Annotated in this window: 14 protein-coding genes and 1 tRNA gene; 12 read left to right on the plus strand and 3 right to left on the minus strand. The window is 71.4% G+C overall.

Features of this window, described 5'->3' with window-relative positions; translation table 11 throughout:
- Positions 1-97 precede the first annotated feature (97 nt).
- The 7 genes from eno (at position 98) to AB3M90_RS02835 (ending at position 7,252) form a co-directional block, all read left to right on the plus strand.
- Positions 98-1,378, plus strand: coding sequence for a phosphopyruvate hydratase (eno, locus tag AB3M90_RS02805; RefSeq protein ID WP_412949798.1), 1,281 nt, complete (start codon positions 98-100; stop codon positions 1,376-1,378).
- A 193-nt stretch (positions 1,379-1,571) separates the two neighbouring features.
- Positions 1,572-1,994: an FtsB family cell division protein gene (locus AB3M90_RS02810; protein ID WP_412949799.1), complete on the plus strand. Its 423-nt coding sequence runs from the start codon at positions 1,572-1,574 to the stop codon at positions 1,992-1,994.
- Between the two features lie 47 nt (positions 1,995-2,041).
- Entirely contained in the window at positions 2,042-2,584 is a 543-nt protein-coding gene (locus tag AB3M90_RS02815; protein ID WP_412949801.1) for a DUF501 domain-containing protein, read from the plus strand.
- Positions 2,581-3,873, plus strand: coding sequence for a S8 family peptidase (locus tag AB3M90_RS02820; protein WP_412949802.1), 1,293 nt, complete (start codon positions 2,581-2,583; stop codon positions 3,871-3,873). Before AB3M90_RS02815 ends, AB3M90_RS02820 begins: the two co-directional genes overlap by 4 nt.
- A 39-nt stretch (positions 3,874-3,912) precedes the next feature.
- Positions 3,913-5,475, plus strand: a complete 1,563-nt coding sequence (locus AB3M90_RS02825; RefSeq protein WP_412949803.1) for an NAD(P)/FAD-dependent oxidoreductase — start codon at positions 3,913-3,915, stop codon at positions 5,473-5,475.
- 278 nt (positions 5,476-5,753) lie between these two features.
- Positions 5,754-6,545 (plus strand): cation-transporting ATPase, encoded by a 792-nt coding sequence (locus tag AB3M90_RS02830; RefSeq protein ID WP_412949804.1) that lies wholly within the window; start codon positions 5,754-5,756, stop codon positions 6,543-6,545.
- Positions 6,542-7,252 carry a DedA family protein gene (locus AB3M90_RS02835; protein ID WP_412949805.1) on the plus strand — a complete coding sequence of 237 codons (711 nt, stop codon included), beginning with the start codon at positions 6,542-6,544 and terminating at the stop codon, positions 7,250-7,252. The genes AB3M90_RS02830 and AB3M90_RS02835 overlap by 4 nt, the downstream gene beginning before the upstream one ends.
- Positions 7,253-7,260: 8 nt before the next feature.
- On the opposite strand, the gene AB3M90_RS02840 is transcribed toward AB3M90_RS02835, so the two are convergent.
- Positions 7,261-7,333: transfer RNA gene (locus AB3M90_RS02840), tRNA-Leu, on the minus strand.
- An 85-nt stretch (positions 7,334-7,418) separates the two neighbouring features.
- Between AB3M90_RS02840 and AB3M90_RS02845 the strand changes: the two genes are divergently transcribed.
- The 3 genes from AB3M90_RS02845 to AB3M90_RS02855 all read left to right on the plus strand — a co-directional run bounded on the left by AB3M90_RS02845 (position 7,419) and on the right by AB3M90_RS02855 (position 10,634).
- Positions 7,419-8,666, plus strand: a complete 1,248-nt coding sequence (locus AB3M90_RS02845; RefSeq protein ID WP_412949806.1) for an alanine racemase — start codon at positions 7,419-7,421, stop codon at positions 8,664-8,666.
- Entirely contained in the window at positions 8,663-9,976 is a 1,314-nt protein-coding gene (locus tag AB3M90_RS02850) for a D-arabinono-1,4-lactone oxidase (protein WP_412949807.1), read from the plus strand. The genes AB3M90_RS02845 and AB3M90_RS02850 overlap by 4 nt, the downstream gene beginning before the upstream one ends.
- 91 nt (positions 9,977-10,067) lie before the next feature.
- Entirely contained in the window at positions 10,068-10,634 is a 567-nt protein-coding gene (locus AB3M90_RS02855; protein WP_050721493.1) for a LemA family protein, read from the plus strand.
- A 9-nt stretch (positions 10,635-10,643) separates the two neighbouring features.
- Here the strand turns inward: AB3M90_RS02855 and AB3M90_RS02860 are convergent, their stop codons facing one another.
- Together AB3M90_RS02860 and AB3M90_RS02865 are read right to left on the minus strand one after the other, a co-directional pair.
- Complete coding sequence (locus AB3M90_RS02860) at positions 10,644-11,534, minus strand: serine/threonine-protein kinase (protein ID WP_412949808.1); 891 nt, start codon at positions 11,532-11,534, stop codon at positions 10,644-10,646.
- A 14-nt stretch (positions 11,535-11,548) separates the two neighbouring features.
- On the minus strand, positions 11,549-12,808 hold the full coding sequence (locus tag AB3M90_RS02865; RefSeq protein WP_412949809.1) for a winged helix-turn-helix domain-containing protein: 1,260 nt from the start codon (positions 12,806-12,808) through the stop codon (positions 11,549-11,551).
- Between the two features lie 70 nt (positions 12,809-12,878).
- On the opposite strand from AB3M90_RS02865, the gene AB3M90_RS02870 reads away from it, so the two are divergent.
- Together AB3M90_RS02870 and ilvA are read left to right on the plus strand one after the other, a co-directional pair.
- On the plus strand, positions 12,879-14,075 hold the full coding sequence (locus tag AB3M90_RS02870; RefSeq protein WP_412949811.1) for an AI-2E family transporter: 1,197 nt from the start codon (positions 12,879-12,881) through the stop codon (positions 14,073-14,075).
- The gene (gene ilvA, locus AB3M90_RS02875; RefSeq protein WP_412949813.1) at positions 14,072-15,301 is read left to right on the plus strand and encodes a threonine ammonia-lyase; all 1,230 of its coding nucleotides are present in this window, start codon (positions 14,072-14,074) and stop codon (positions 15,299-15,301) included. The genes AB3M90_RS02870 and ilvA overlap by 4 nt, the downstream gene beginning before the upstream one ends.
- Positions 15,302-15,378 lie beyond the last annotated feature (77 nt).

Below are 15,378 nucleotides of genomic sequence, written 5' to 3' on the forward strand. Positions count from 1 at the left end.
CCGGCCCGGCTCACGGGGGCTGCGGAGGGGCGGGGATAGACTGACCGAGGACCGACGACGCTCCACACACCCTTTTCCCTGAGCAAGGAGCACATCAGTGGCACTGATCGAGGCTGTAGGCGCACGCGAGATCCTCGACTCGCGCGGAAACCCGACCGTCGAGGTGGAGGTGCTCCTCGACGACGGCATCGTTCAGCGGGCCGCGGTCCCCTCCGGAGCATCCACGGGTGCGTTCGAGGCGTACGAGCTCCGCGACGGCGACAAGAGCCGCTACGGCGGCAAGGGTGTGCTGAAGGCCGTCGAGGCCGTCATCGACGAGCTCGGACCGGCGCTCGAGGGCGTCGAGGCGAGCGAGCAGCGCATCGTCGACGAGATCCTCATCGAGGTCGACGGCACCGACAACAAGAAGCGCGTCGGCGCGAACGCCATCCTCGGCGTGAGCCTCGCCGTCGCCAAGGCCGCCGCCGACTCGGCCGACCTGCCGCTGTTCCGCTACCTCGGCGGCCCGAACGCGCACCTGCTGCCCGTGCCGCTCTTCAACGTCATCAACGGCGGCGAGCACGCCGACAACGGCATCGACATGCAGGAGTTCTTCCTCGCCCCGATCGGCGCCGAGACGTACTCCGAGTCGCTGCGCTGGGGCGTCGAGACGTACCACGTGCTGCGCAGCGAGCTGAAGGCCGCCGGCTACGCGACCGGACTCGGCGACGAGGGCGGCTTCGCCCCCGACCTGCCCAGCAACCGCGAGGGCCTCGACTTCCTCGTGAAGGCGATCGAGAAGGCCGGCTTCACGCCCGGCACCGACATCGCGCTCGGCCTCGACGTCGCCGCCACGGAGTTCTTCTCGGACGGCGTCTACCGTCTCGACGACAAGGACTGGACCGGTCCCGAGCTGATCGAGTACTACCAGGGCCTGGTGAACGACTTCCCGATCGTGACGATCGAAGACGCCCTCGCCGAGGACGACTGGGACAACTGGAAGCTCCTCACCGAGGCGCTGGGCTCGAAGGTGCAGCTCGTCGGCGACGACCTGTTCGTCACCAACCCGCAGCGCCTCGCCGACGGCATCAAGCGCGGTGTCGCGAACTCGCTGCTCGTGAAGGTCAACCAGATCGGCACGCTCACCGAGACCTTCGACGCGGTCAGCCTGGCGCAGCGCTCGGGGTACACCGCGATGCTGTCGCACCGCTCCGGCGAGACCGAAGACACCACGATCGCCGACCTCGTCGTCGCGACGAACGCGGGTCAGATCAAGGCGGGTGCGCCGGCTCGCAGCGAGCGCGTCGCGAAGTACAATCAGCTCCTGCGCATCGAGGAGGAGCTGGGCGACGCCGCCGTCTTCGCCGGTCGTTCCGCGTTCCCGCGCTACCAGGGCTGAACACGCCGAGACAGTTCGACGCCGCCGCTGAGCGGCGGCAGGAGGAGGAGCCGTGGCACGACGACCGGCTCCTCCTTCCGCGTCCACGGGCCCGCGGACGTCGAGTCCCGCGAGCCCCGGTGCAGCGGATCCCCGGAGCGCGCGGGCACGCCGGTCCACCCGCGGGTCGCGGCGCGATGCCCCCCGCGTCGATGTGCGCGAGTGGGCGTCCGGCATCCGTCTGTCGGCGTTCTCGGTCATCATGCTGTCCCTCGTGGTGCTGGGAGCCTGGGTGCTGGTCCCGACGCTCGGGACGTTCATCGACCAGCGACAGAAGATCGCCGCGCTCGAGGCGTCGGTCCAGGTCACCGAAGACGAGATCGCCAATCTCATCGCCGAGCGCGAGCGGTGGACCGACCCGGCCTACATCACCACGCAGGCTCGCGAGCGGCTCTACTACGTCAAGCCGGGAGAGGTCGTGTACCTGATCGACAACGACCTCGATCCGTCGGCCCTGCCGCGCGAGCAGGAGCCCGTGAGCGACACGCTCGAGGAGAAGCCGGCCGACTGGATGCCGCAGCTGCTGCGCACCGTCGTCTCGGCCGGACTCAGCGACACCGCAGCCGTCGCGCCCTGAGCCACGCCTCCGAGCATCCTCCCCGGAGGCTCCCCTACGCTGGTGAGGTGACCACGCCGCCCTTCCCCGCACCCACGCCCGCCGAGCTCGCCGTCGTCTCGGCTCAGCTCGGACGCCCGGCGCGCGGCGTCGTCGGGATCGCCGCCCGGTGCGCCTGCGGCAACCCCACCGTGGTGGCCACCACGCCGCGACTGCCCGACGGCACGCCGTTCCCCACCTTCTACTACCTGACCCATCCCGCCGCGACCGCTGCGATGTCGACGCTCGAGGCGACGCAGGTGATGCCCGAGCTCGCCGCACTCCTCGCCGACGACGAGTCGATCGCGGCGGCCTACCGCGCCGCCCACGAGGCCTTCCTCGCCGATCGGGCGCAGTTCGGTGACGTCCCCGAGATCGACGGCATCTCCGCGGGCGGCATGCCCACACGCGTCAAGTGCCTGCACGCCCTCGCCGGGCACGCCCTCGCGGCCGGTCCCGGGGTGAATCCGATCGGAGACGCCGCCCTCGAGCGCTCGACCTGGTCGCCCGCGGTCTGCCGGTGCGAAGACCCCGGTGCCGCCGCCCGGGCGGAGGCGGCGTCATCGGCATGATCCCTCGTCGGATGCTGCGCAGCGTCACAGCCCTCGCGGTGGTGGCGGCATCCGTCATGCTCCTGGGGGCCTCGGCGACGCCACCGCCGATTCCGGACGACCCCGCCGACCCGGTGCGCGCGGCCGAGTACTGGCTCGACGGCGCGCGCATCCGCGAGGCCTGGCAGACCACCCGCGGCGACGGCGTCACGATCGCGATCATCGACACCGGCATCGGCAAGGCGCCGCAGACGTTCGCCGGCGCGGTGACCGGCGGCACCGACGTCTCGGGCGCCGGCACCCCCGACGGCCGCACCCCGCTCGGGGCGGTCGACGGCGACCACGGATCATGGGTCGCATCGCTGGCAGCCGGCCGGGGCGCACCCGACGGCACGGGGATGATCGGCGTCGCCCCCGAGGCGAACCTGCTGTCGATCTCGGTCGGCTTCGGCGCCGCGGCCGCGGTGCCGTTCACCGAGCAGGTCGCCAAGGCGATGCGCTGGGCGGTCGACAACGGCGCCGACGTGATCAACCTGTCGTTCACCACCAACACCCTCGACTGGGACGAGAGCTGGGACGACGCGTTCCTGCATGCGTTCGAGAACGACGTCGTCGTGGTGGTGGCCGCGGGCAACCGGGGGAGCGGGACGAACATCATCGGCGCTCCGGCGACCATCCCGGGGGTCCTCACCGTGGGAGGCGTCGACCAGACCGGCACCGCGAGCGTCGAGGCGTCGACGCAGGGCATCACCATCGGCATCTCCGCACCCAGCGAGGGACTGCTCGGGGTCTCGGCCAACGGCGAGATCGTGTCGTGGAGCGGTACGAGCGGTGCCGCGCCGATCGTCGCGGGGATCGCGGCGCTGATCCGCTCCGCGCACCCCGACATGAAGGCGATCGACGTCATCAACCGGATCATCCGGACGGCGATGCCGGTGCCCGACGCGCAGAAGCCGCGCGATCCGCTCTACGGCTTCGGACTCGTCGACGCCGCCGCCGCGATCTCCGCCGACATCGCCCCCGTCGACCGCAACCCGATGGGCGATCTGGCGGAATGGATCCGTCTGTATCGCCGCGCCGCGACAGAGCCGCAGCCCGAGCCGACCATCACGCCGATCGCCGTGCCTCCGCTGCCGGCCGCCGACGCGCCCACCGAGGCCGGCTCACCGCTGCTTCCCAGCGCCGAATCGCTGCGCTACGGTACCCTTCCGCTCATCGCGCTCACAGTCCCTGGTATCCTGGTAGCGCTTGGCGTCACCGCAGCTGCCCGGCGCATCCGATCGGCGCGCGCTCGCACGCCACATTCCTGACTCCCGAGGAGTTGTCCCCCTGTGCCTCAGAACAGCACTGTGCCCAAGATTCTGATCGTCGGCGGAGGCTACGCAGGCTTCTACACGGCGTGGAAGCTGGAGAAGCACCTTCGCAAGGGTGAAGCAGAAGTCACCATGGTCGACCCGCTGCCGTACATGACGTACCAGCCGTTCCTCCCCGAGGTCGCCGCGGGCTCCATCGAGGCCCGTCACTCGGTGGTCGCCCACCGCCGTCACCTCAAGAGCACGCACGTGCTGACGGCCAAGGTCACCAACATCGACCACGCCCGCAAGACCGCCACGATCACGCCGCCCCTCGGCGACCCGTACGAGTTCGCGTACGACCAGATCGTCGTGACGGCCGGCGCCGTTTCGCGCACCTTCCCGATCCCGGGCATCGCCGACAACGCGATCGGGCTCAAGACCATCGAAGAGGCCGTCGCCATCCGCGACCGCCTGATGTCGAACTTCGACAAGGCGGCCTCCCTGCCGGCCGGTCCCGAGCGCGATCGACTTCTCACCGTCGTGGTCGTCGGCGGCGGCTTCGCCGGCATCGAGGTCTTCGCCGAACTGCGCTCGCTGGCCTCGGCCCTGGTGTCGAAGTACCCGCAGCTGACCTTCGACGACACGCACTTCCACCTCATCGAGGCGATGGGGCGCATCATGCCCGAGGTCTCGCTGCAGACCAGCGAGTGGGTGCTCAAGGATCTCGCCAAGCGGGGCGCCTTCGTGCACCTCGACACGCAGCTCACCAGCGCGGTCGACGGCGACGTCGAGCTCTCGACGGGCGAGGTGATCCCGACCGATCTCATCGTCTGGACCGCCGGCGTGATGGCGAACCCGACCGTGGTGCGCGGCGGCGACCTCCCTGTCGAGGAGCGCGGTCGCATCCAGACCCGCGCCGACCTGCGCGTCGGCACCCCCGAGGCGTTCGTCGAGGGCGCCTGGGCGGCCGGCGACGTCTCGGCCGTGCCCGACCTCTCCGGCGGCGGCGTGGGCGGCTTCTGCGTGCCGAACGCCCAGCACGCCGTGCGTCAGGCCAAGCTCCTCGCGAAGAACCTCGTCGCGGTGCTCCGCGACGAGACGCCGAAGGAGTACTTCCACAAGAACCTCGGTGCCGTCGCGGGCCTCGGCCTCTACAACGGCGTGTTCCAGTCGGGCAAGCTCGCGCTGAAGGGCTTCGTCGCCTGGGTCGCGCACCGCGGATACCACGGTCTGGCGATGCCGACGTGGGAGCGCAAGTTCCGCGTGCTCTGGGGCTGGTGGAACAACCTCTGGCTCGGACGCGACCTGGTGAACCTCGAGACCGTGCAGAACCCGCGCTACGTCTTCGAGGAGTTCGCCGCGCGACCGCGTCCGGCGGCCCCCGCCGCGCCGGCGGGCCCGGCGTCTCCCGCCCTGCCCGGATCGCACTCCTCGGAGCCGGCGACGACGATCGCGGCCGCCGAGAAGACGCCGGATGCCGACGAGCCGGTCACCGACGATGCTCCTGCCGAGAAGCCCGCCGCGAAGGCGTCGGGCGCGAAGGCTCCGGCGAAGAAGCCTGCGGCGAAGAAGCCCGCCGGCGAGAAGGTCGCCGCCGAGAAGGCCGCCGCCAAGTAGCTCTCGGTCGCGCGCACCGCAACAGCCCTCCCGTTTCGCGGGAGGGCTGTTCGCGTCTGTGGAGGCGACGCATAGGTCCGCTCGGTAACGTCGGACGCGCAAGGGGAGTACTCCCGTCTGCGGCGGTGTCGTCATTACGGCCATGACCTCATGGCCCGGCCCGTCGGCCCGCGAGGGTGGAGGAGACCTTGGTGTCCGCGTCGCGGACCGCCTCGACCCTTGCCGTCGTCCGACGTCGTGGAGACCGGTGGTCCGCCCGCCCCACGAAAGGATCACCCATGGGAAAGCTCTCCCGTCTGATCGGCCTGGCGACAGAGGCCCTCGACAAGAACTCCGGCGCCGGCTCCCGGTCGTCACGCGACGCCGGGGCGACCGACTGGGGCGGGATGCTGCGCGGAGCCGTCGACGGCGTGCGAGGAACCGCGGGGAGCGCACCGCACGTCGAGCGTCCGCGCCCGCGTGCGACGGATGCCGACCGTGCGGCGATCGCGCGCTACGACTACCTCCTGCAGACGGCCGATCCGCAGCGCGTCGAGCAGATGCACCGCGAGGCCTTCGCCCGCCTCACACCGCAGCAGCGGGCCCTGATCGAGGAGCGCATGCGCGCGGAGCTCACGCCGGGCGAGGCCCCGCGCTCCGCGTCGCCCGACGACCTCGCCCGCGCCGCCGGCCGCACGGAGGCGATGAACCCCGGTCGCATGCGCGGGCTGCTCTCGCGCGTCCGCGGCGGAGGCGGCGGTGCCCGCGGGGGAGGCGCGGCGGCGGTCGCGGGCGGCGCCGCAGTCGGCATCCTCGGAGCGGTGGCGGGAGGTGCCGTCCTGAGCGCCGTCGCAGCCCCGCTGCTCGCGCAGGCGGCCGATCTCGGCGTCGACTTCACCGCGTGGGCCGAGGGGATCGACCTCGACGCTCTGGCATCCGGCGTCGACGTCGATGCGATCGCCGGCGGTGCGGAGGGCGTTCTCGGATCGGTCGGCGAATCGGTGTCCGGTCTCGGCGAGACGGCCACGGGCTGGGGCGAGCGGCTCGGAGACCTGGGCGTCCCGGGGATCGGCGACCTCTTCGGCCGATGATCTCTTCCCGCGCGCTCGCGGCGGTCACCGCCGCCTCCGACCACGGATTCACGGGCCTGACCGGCTTCGCAGCCGACGTCCTCACCGCGCTGGGAGACGTCGGCGTCGGTGTGCTGGTCTTCCTCGAGGTGCTGGTCCCTCCCATTCCGAGCGAGGTCATCCTCCCCTTCGCGGGGTATCTCAGTCAGAGCGGCGATCTCCATCTGGGCTGGCTCATGTTCTGGAGCACCCTGGCGTCGTGGGCGGGAGCCCTGCTGCTCTACGCCCTGGGGGCGGCCATCGGCATGGAGAGAGCCGTCCGTCTGCTCGCAGCGACCCGTCTCGTCAGCCGCACCGACCTCGAGCGCGGGGCACGGTGGTTCGAGCGTCGCGGCGGGTGGACGGTCCTCGTCGGGCGCATGGTGCCGGGCGTGCGGAGCCTGATCTCCCTGCCTGCCGGCGCCTCGCGCATGAACCTCGTGCGCTTCAGCGCCTACACGATCGTGGGCAGCGGCCTGTGGAACGCCCTGCTGATCGGCGTGGGTGCCGCGCTCGGCACGCAGCACGAGCGCCTCGAGCGGTACCTCGGCTATCTCGACTACGCCGTGTACTCGGCGATCGCCGTCGCGCTCGCCGTGCTGATCGTCCGACGGGTGCAGGAGGCCCGATCGGCGCGCGCGGACCGGCACGAGAAGGATGCCACCCGGGCCGACGGGAGTGCCGCCTGAGGGCCGCGTGCCCCCGCTGGGACTCGAACCCAGACTGAAGCGATTTTAAGTCGCCTGCCTCTGCCATTGGGCTACGGGGGCCCGCCGTCAGCCTAGCGGCGGCGGCTTCGTGCGACCGGGTGCCACCGGGCGTGACCCCGGGTGCGAGAACCCCTAGGGTGGGGGAGTGCTCGACCTCATCGATGATCAGAGCCCCCTTCGGGGCGCCGTCCCGGTCGCCCCCGAGTGGACCGACCCCTCGCGGTACTGGTCGCGGCTGTCGGCGGCGACCGGGCATCTTGCGGCGCCCGTCGCGGTGATCGACCGCGAGGCGCTGCGCCACAACGCGATGGATCTCCTCGTCCGCGCCGGCGGTCTCCCGATCCGCGTCGCGTCGAAATCGGTGCGCGTGCGCGCGGTGCTCGACGCGGTCCTCGCGCTTCCGGGTTTCCGCGGCATCCTCGCCTTCACCCTCGAGGAGGCGCTGTGGCTCGCCGACACCCATGACGACATCGTGCTGGGCTATCCGACGGTCGATCGGGCGGCTCTCGAACGGCTCTGCGACGACGACGAGGCGGCGCGGCGCATCACCCTCATGGTCGACGACGTCGCCCACCTCGACCTCATCGACAGTGTGGTCGGGCCTGTCGGGCGGCCGGAGCTGCGGGTGGCGATCGACGTCGACGCGTCGTGGCGCTCGTCGCTCCTGGGGCACATCGGCGTGCGCCGGTCGGCGCTCTTCACGCCCGGCGAAGTGGCCGCGTTCGCCCGGAAGGTGGTCGCCCGCCCGGGATTCCGCCTCGTGGGCCTTCAGATGTACGACGCGCAGATCGCCGGTCAAGGCGACGACGCCGGCTCCGACGCCCCGCTGATCCGTGCGGTGCAGGCGCGCTCGCGTGCCGAACTGCGCGAGCGGCGCGCCGCCATCGTCGGCGACGTCGGGGCGATCACCCCGCTGGAGTTCCTCAACGGCGGCGGGACCGGATCGCTCGAGTTCACCGCCAGCGACGAGTCGCTCACCGAGGCGAGCGCGGGGAGCGGGCTCCTCGGCGGTCACCTGTTCGACGGCTACCGGTCGTTCCAGCCGGCCCCGGCGTCGGCGTTCGCGTTCGACGTCGTGCGTCGCCCGGCGGCCGACATCGTCACGGTGCTCGGCGGCGGGTGGATCGCATCCGGTCCCGCGGTGGCCTCCCGCCAGCCGAAGCCGGTGTGGCCCGAAGGGTTGCGCACGCTGTCTCGTGAGGCTGCTGGCGAGGTGCAGACTCCGCTGCAGGGTGCCGCAGCGACGCACCTGGGCATCGGCGACCGGGTCTGGTTCCGGCACGCGAAGAGCGGCGAGCCCGCCGAACGCATCGCGACCTATCATCTGGTGTCCGGCGACGAGGTCGTCGACGAGCTGCCCACCTATCGCGGCGAGGGGAAGGCGTTCCTGTGACACGCATCGGGGGGACCTGGCAGAACTGGGGGCGGTCGGCGTCGGTGCGCCCGCTCCGGGTCGAGCGTCCGCGCAGTCCCGAGGGCGTGCAGCGGGCGGTGCTCGCTGCGGTGAATCACGGCCTCACCGTGAAGGCGGTCGGGGCCGGCCACAGCTTCACCGGCATCGCCGTCGCCCCCGGAGTGCTGCTCGAGCTCGACGACCTGCAGGGGCTGGTGTCGGCGGATGCGGCGACCGGCCGCGTCACGCTCCTCGCCGGCACCCGGCTGCATCGCATCCCGAGGCTCCTCGCCCCGTTCGGTCTGGCCATGGAGAACCTGGGCGACATCGACCGTCAATCGATCGCCGGCGCCATCTCCACGGGAACGCACGGCACGGGCGCGCGCTTCGGCGGTCTGGCGACGCAGGTGGTCGGCCTCACGATGATCACAGCGGCCGGAGAGTTCCTGCGGATCGACGAGACCGAGAACAGCGAGCTGCTGCCGGCGGCGGCCGTCGGACTCGGAGCCCTCGGCATCATCGTCGAGGTGACGCTGCAGTGCGTGCCCGCCTTCGTGCTCGAGGCGGTCGACGAGCCGATGCCCCTCGACGCCGTGCTCGCCGACATCGATCACCACGTCGCCGCCTCCGACCACTTCGAGTTCTACTGGTTCCCGCACACCGACGTGGCCCTGACCAAGCGTCAGAGGCGCCTGCCCGAGTCGGCCGTGCGTGCGCCGCTGCCCGTCGTGGGCAAGTGGGTCGACGAGACGCTGCTCGCCAACGGCGTGTACCGGGTGGTGTGCGCTGCGGGGCAGCTCGTTCCGGCCATCACTCCACCGCTGAGCCGGCTCGCGGTGAAGCTCACCGGAGATCGCGCCTACACCGACCGTTCGCACCGGGTGCTGACCCAGAGCCGCACGGTGCGGTTCCGGGAGATGGAGTACGCCCTCCCGGCGGAGAACGTGGTGCCGGCGTTCCGTGCGCTGCAGGAGCTCATCGACAGCCGTGGCTGGCGGATCGAGTTCCCGGTCGAGGTCCGCTTCGCAGCGGAGGACGACCGCTGGCTGTCGACGGCGCACGGGCGGGCCAGCGCCTACATCGCGGTGCACCGCTACTGGCGCGCCGACCCGACGGAGTACTTCGGCGCGGTCGAGGCGATCATGCGCGCGCACGGCGGGCGCCCGCACTGGGGCAAGCTCCATACGCTCACCGCCGATGCGCTGCGCGAGAGCTACCCGCGCTTCGACGATTTCGTCGCGCTGCGCGAGCGGCTCGACCCCGATCGCCGGTTCGGCAACCGCCATCTCGAGCGGGTGCTCGGCGACTGATGCCGACCGTTCGGACGGCGCGGAATCGTCCCAGTGCATGTGCAGACAGCGCGTCTAGGATGGGAGAAACACGAGGAAGGGTGGGGCTCTGATGGAATGGCTCGTGCCAGTACTGATCGTCGTCGGGGTGATCCTGCTCGTCGGCATCTATCTCTGGGCCACGTACAACTCGCTGGTGCAGCTGAACGTCCGCGTCGACGAGGCGTGGAGCGGCATCACCGTCCAGCTGAAGCGTCGAGCCGATCTGATCCCCAACCTCATCGAGACGGTGAAGGGCTACGCGTCTCACGAGAAGGCCGTCTTCGAGAACGTCACGCGGGCGCGTGCCGAGACGCTGTCGGCGTCGGGACCGGGTGAGGCGGGCATCGCCGAGGGGCACCTGCAGCAGGCGCTGCGCAGCCTCTTCGCGGTGGCCGAGGCCTATCCGCAGCTGCAGGCGAGCCAGAACTTCCTTCAGGTGCAGCAGGCTCTGGTCGACACCGAAGACAAGATCCAGGCGGCACGGCGGTTCTACAACGGCGGCGTGCGCGAGCTCAACACCAAGATCAAGGTCTTCCCCAACAACCTGTTCGCGAAGGGCCTCGGGTTCACCGAGCGGGAGTTCTTCGAGGTCGCCGACAGCGGGGCGATCTCCGAGCCCCCGCGCGTGCAGTTCTGATCCCCGCCCTCACCAGGGAGTCAGCACCACGCCGTCGGCCGTGAACGCGACATCGCCGCGTACGCTCCATGATTCGGTGCGGTACGTCTCGGTGCGCGGCACGCCGTCTTGACCGGTGCCGGTCACCGTGGCGACGAGCACGCCTCCGCCGGACGAGAACGTCGGGGGCGCGAGGGTGATCGCGGGCAGCGACTCCACACGGTAGCGGATGCCGCCGACCGCGCGGAACTCGGTGCCCCAGGGGATGCGGATGCCGCACCGCGCCGGCGGCGCGGCGGCGGGTTCGGTGCAGGCGGCCAGATGCTCGTCGAGCCGCCGCTGAGCGGCATCCGTCGCCTCGGGGCGAAGTGCGACGTCGATGGTCGCCTCGACCTGATCGCCGGGCATCACCGCGACGACGCTCTCGCCCTCGAGCAGATCGGCGGGCGCGGCCGTGACCGTGTACCGGGCGGGTAGCAGGGCCAGATCCTCGGCCGCGGGCACGCGTTCATCGCCGATGGCGACGAACGCCCCGAGGCTCGGCGACGGCATCAGGGTGCCCAGCGCTGTCGCGGCGTCGACCGTCCAGCGACCGTCGGCGCGCGACAGGGTGAGCCGGGCGGTGTGACGGTCGCCGTCGAGGCGGAACGCGACGTCGGCGACGGCCTCGCCGGCGTCACCGGTGCGCACGTCGGTGACGGTCGCCTCGTCGAGGTTCTCCGTCGCGGAGCTGAACGCCGAGAGAGTCGCGTCGGAGACGTCGATCCCCGTGGCGTCGACCGCGGCGGCGTCGCCCGACTCGAGCGCCCGCAGATACGCCGCTGCGGCCTCCTGCGCGGTGGAGGGGCGCTGCGCGGTCAGAATGATCCCCGCCGCGACCGCCGCGGCGATGACGATCACGACCATGGCAGCGATCGTCATCCTCCGGCGGCGGCTCACGGGCCGGCCTCCCTGACGTGGGTGTGACGGTGCACCGAGGCGTCCGCCCGCGCACGCAGGGAATCGTGGATCGCCGTCGTCGCATCACCCCAGCCCGACACGGAGATGTGCTCGAGGCCCTGCCACGACGCGGCCAGCGCGAGCTCGGCGGCGATCGGCTCGGCATCGTCGGGCCGTGCCTGCGGCTCCCACCACGCCGACTGCACCTGAAGGGTCGAGGTCGATCGCTCGGCCTTGAGATCGACGCGCGCCACGATGCGATCCCCGACCAGCACCGGGAGGGAGTAGTACCCGTACCGGCGCCGCTCGGCCGGCACGTAGATCTCGATGCGGTAGTCGAGCTCGAAGGCGCGCAGCGCCCTGTCGCGGAACCAGACGACGGGGTCGAAGGGGGTGAGCAGTGCCGCGGCCTCGATCCGGCGGGGGAGGACGGCGTCGCGATGCCTCCAGGCCGGCAGCGGCCGACCGCCGCGCTCCCATCCACGCACGCGCACCGACTCCAGCTCACCGCTGCCGACGAGGTCGGCGATCGACTGCGTGACGGCCGCCCGGTCGCGGATGCGGTAGTAGTCGGCCAGGTCGGCCGCCGTGCCCACGCCCGACGAGCGGGCCGCGCGGCGGGTCAGCTCCCGGATCGCGTCGGATCGGGGCACCTCGCGCGAGAGGATCGCATCGGGGATGACCTGCTCGGCCAGCGCGTAGGAGCGCTCGAATCCGCGGCGTCCGCTCACGGCGACGTCGCCGGTGCGCCACAGGTGCTCGAGAGCGAGCTTGACGTCGTCCCAGTCCCACCAGGTTCCGCGCTCCCGGGGAGCGTCGTCGCGGAGGTCGGCCGGTCGCAGAGGACCGCGAGCGCGCAGCTCGTCGGTCACCCACTGCACGGTACGGGCGTTGGTGCTCAGCCACGAGTCGTCACCGGCCCACCGGCGCCGGAAGTCGTCCATCCGGAACCGCCACAGCGGCCAGTCGTCGATCGGGATGAACGTCGCCTCGTGGGCCAGGTACTCGACGTAGTGGGTCGTGCGGGCCAGGAACACCCGATCGAGCAGCTCGGGCTCGTACGAGCCCAGGCGGGAGAAGAGCGGGAGGTAGTGCGACCGTGCGAACACGTTCACCGAGTCGATCTGCAGCACGCCGAGACGCTCCATGACGCGGTGCAGGTGCCGGCGCGACACCGACGCGGGTCGCGCGCGACTGAATCCCTGAGCGCCCAGGACGATGCGTCGCGCCTGCGCGGAACTGAGGGTCTCGGTCACGTCCGTCAGCGTATCGCCGCGCGCCGACATCGCGTCCTCGCCGGTGGTGCGGCCGCCGTAGACTTGGGCGATGAGCGACGACCAGCGACCCCGGTTGCGCGACCTGTTCTTCCCGCGCCCGGCCTCCACCGAGCGCACGGTCACGACCGAGACCGATCAGGCCGTGCCGCTGCGACTGCGCATCACCGCGGCTTATGCCTGGCGGCTCCTGCTGATCGCGGCCGTGCTGGGCGTGTTCGTGTGGCTCGTCATCCAGCTGAAGCTGCTGGTGATCCCGCTGATGATCGGCATCCTCATCACGGCCCTGCTGTGGCCGGCGTTCGAATGGATGCTGCGCCACCGGATCCCGCGCTGGCTGGCCATCGCCGTCTCGCTGATCGGCACCGTGGCGATCGTGTCGGCGCTCGTGTGGCTTGTCGTGTGGCAGGTGCGTCTCGAGCTGCCCGACGTGCAGAAGAGCACGGTCGCCGCCTACGACGAATTCGTCGTGTGGCTCCACGAAGGACCGTTGCAGCTCTCGGACCGGCAGATCGCCGACTACATCGACCAGGGCTTCGCCTTCCTCAACGAGCAGGCCCAGACGCTGTGGTCCGGCGCCCTCGCCATCGGCTCCACCCTCGGACACGTCGTGACCGGCGCCCTGCTGTCGCTCTTCATCCTGATCTGCCTGCTCGCGGACGGCGGGGGGATCTGGCGCTGGACGGTCAAGCTCTTCCCGCGCGACGCCCGCGTGGCCGTCGACAGCGCCGCCCGCAACGGGTGGCGCACCATCGTCAACTACGCCAGGACCCAGCTCTTCGTCGCGACCATCGACGCGATCGGCATCGGACTCGGCGCGTTCCTCCTGCAGGTGCCGCTCGCCCTGCCGGTCGCCGTGCTCGTGTTCCTCGGCTCCTTCATCCCCATCGTCGGCGCCGTCGTCACCGGCGCGTTCGCGGTCTTCCTCGCCCTGGTCTACAACGGGCCCTGGATCGCGTTGTGGATGCTGCTCGTGGTGCTGGCGGTGCAGCAGATCGAAGGACACATCCTGCAGCCGATCATGATGGGCTCGGCCGTGAAGGTCCACCCGCTCGCCGTCGTCCTCGTGGTCGCCGGCGGAGCGATGATCGCCGGCATCCCCGGTGCGCTGTTCGCCGTGCCGTTGGCGGCGTTCGTGAACGTGGCGGCGGTGACGCTGAGCTCGGGGTCGTGGCGCACCGGCGACATCCCGCACGCAGACCTGATCTGGAGCACAGTGCCGCGCGAGCGGCAACGGAGGAATCGATGAGCGCAGTCCCCAGCCTGACCGAGTTCGAGCACGCGGCTCAGAATCTGGCTGAGGTGATCTCCCACACGCCGACGCTGCCCTCACGCGCGCTGTCCGACGCACTCGGCGCGCCCGTGCTCCTGAAGATGGAGAACCTCCAGCGGACGGGGTCGTTCAAGATCCGCGGAGCAGCCTATCGGCTCTCGCGTCTGAGCGCCGAGGAGCGCGCGCGCGGCGTGGTCGCGGCCTCGGCGGGCAATCACGCGCAGGGCGTCGCCCTCGCCGCGCAGGCGCTCGGCATCCCCGCGACGATCTTCATGCCCCTGGGCGTTCCGGTGCCCAAGCTCCTCGCCACGCGCGGGTACGGCGCCGAGGTCGTGCTGGAGGGCGAGACGGTGGCGACCTCGCTCCGCCTCGCGGCCGAGTTCGCCGAGCGCACCGGCGCCGTGCTGATCCACCCGTTCGATCACCGCGACGTCGTGATCGGCCAGGGAACGCTCGGGCTGGAACTCCTCGACGACGCCCCCGAGGTCGACACGATCGTCCTCGGCATCGGCGGTGGCGGTCTCATCGCCGGGGTCGCCGCCGCGGTGAAGGCGCGCGCCGCCGAACGCGGCCGCACGGTGCGCGTGATCGGGGTGCAGGCGGAGAACGCCGCTGCGATGCCGCCGTCGCTCGCCGCCGGCGAGCCGGTCGACATCGTCACGCGTCCGACCATCGCCGACGGCATCCTCGTCGCCCGTCCGGGCGAGATCCCGTTCGGCATCATCAGAGAGCTCGTCAACGAGGTCGTCACCGTCTCGGACGACGACCTCGCGCGCGCCATCCTCGTACTGCTCGAGCAGGCGAAGGTCGTCGTCGAGCCGGCGGGCGCTGCCGGCGTCGCCGCCATCCTCGCCGGCAAGGTCGACGCGACCGGTACGACGATGGCCGTCCTCTCCGGCGGCAACATCGACCCGCTCCTGCTGCAGCGCGTCGTGTCGCACGGGCTGGCCGCATCGGGTCGCTACTTGACGATCCGGGTGCCGCTGCCCGATCGTCCGGGCCAGCTCGCACGGGTCAGCGAGCTCATCGCCGAGGCGGGGGCGAACGTCATCGAGGCGATGCACACCCGGCACGGGCACGGACTCCAGATCAGCGACGTCATCCTCGAGCTGAGCGTCGAGACGCGCGGTCCGGAGCACTCCGAGCTGACCCTCGACACGCTGCGCCGCGCGGGCTTCACGCCGATCATCGTTCCCGACTGAGCACCTCCGGCGCAGAGCGCCCAGACGCAGAGCGCCCCGGCATCCGTTGAGACACCGGGGCGTTCGTGCGCGGTCGC

Source organism: Microbacterium martis, from assembly GCF_047246685.1.
Taxonomy (GTDB): Bacteria; Actinomycetota; Actinomycetes; order Actinomycetales; family Microbacteriaceae; genus Microbacterium.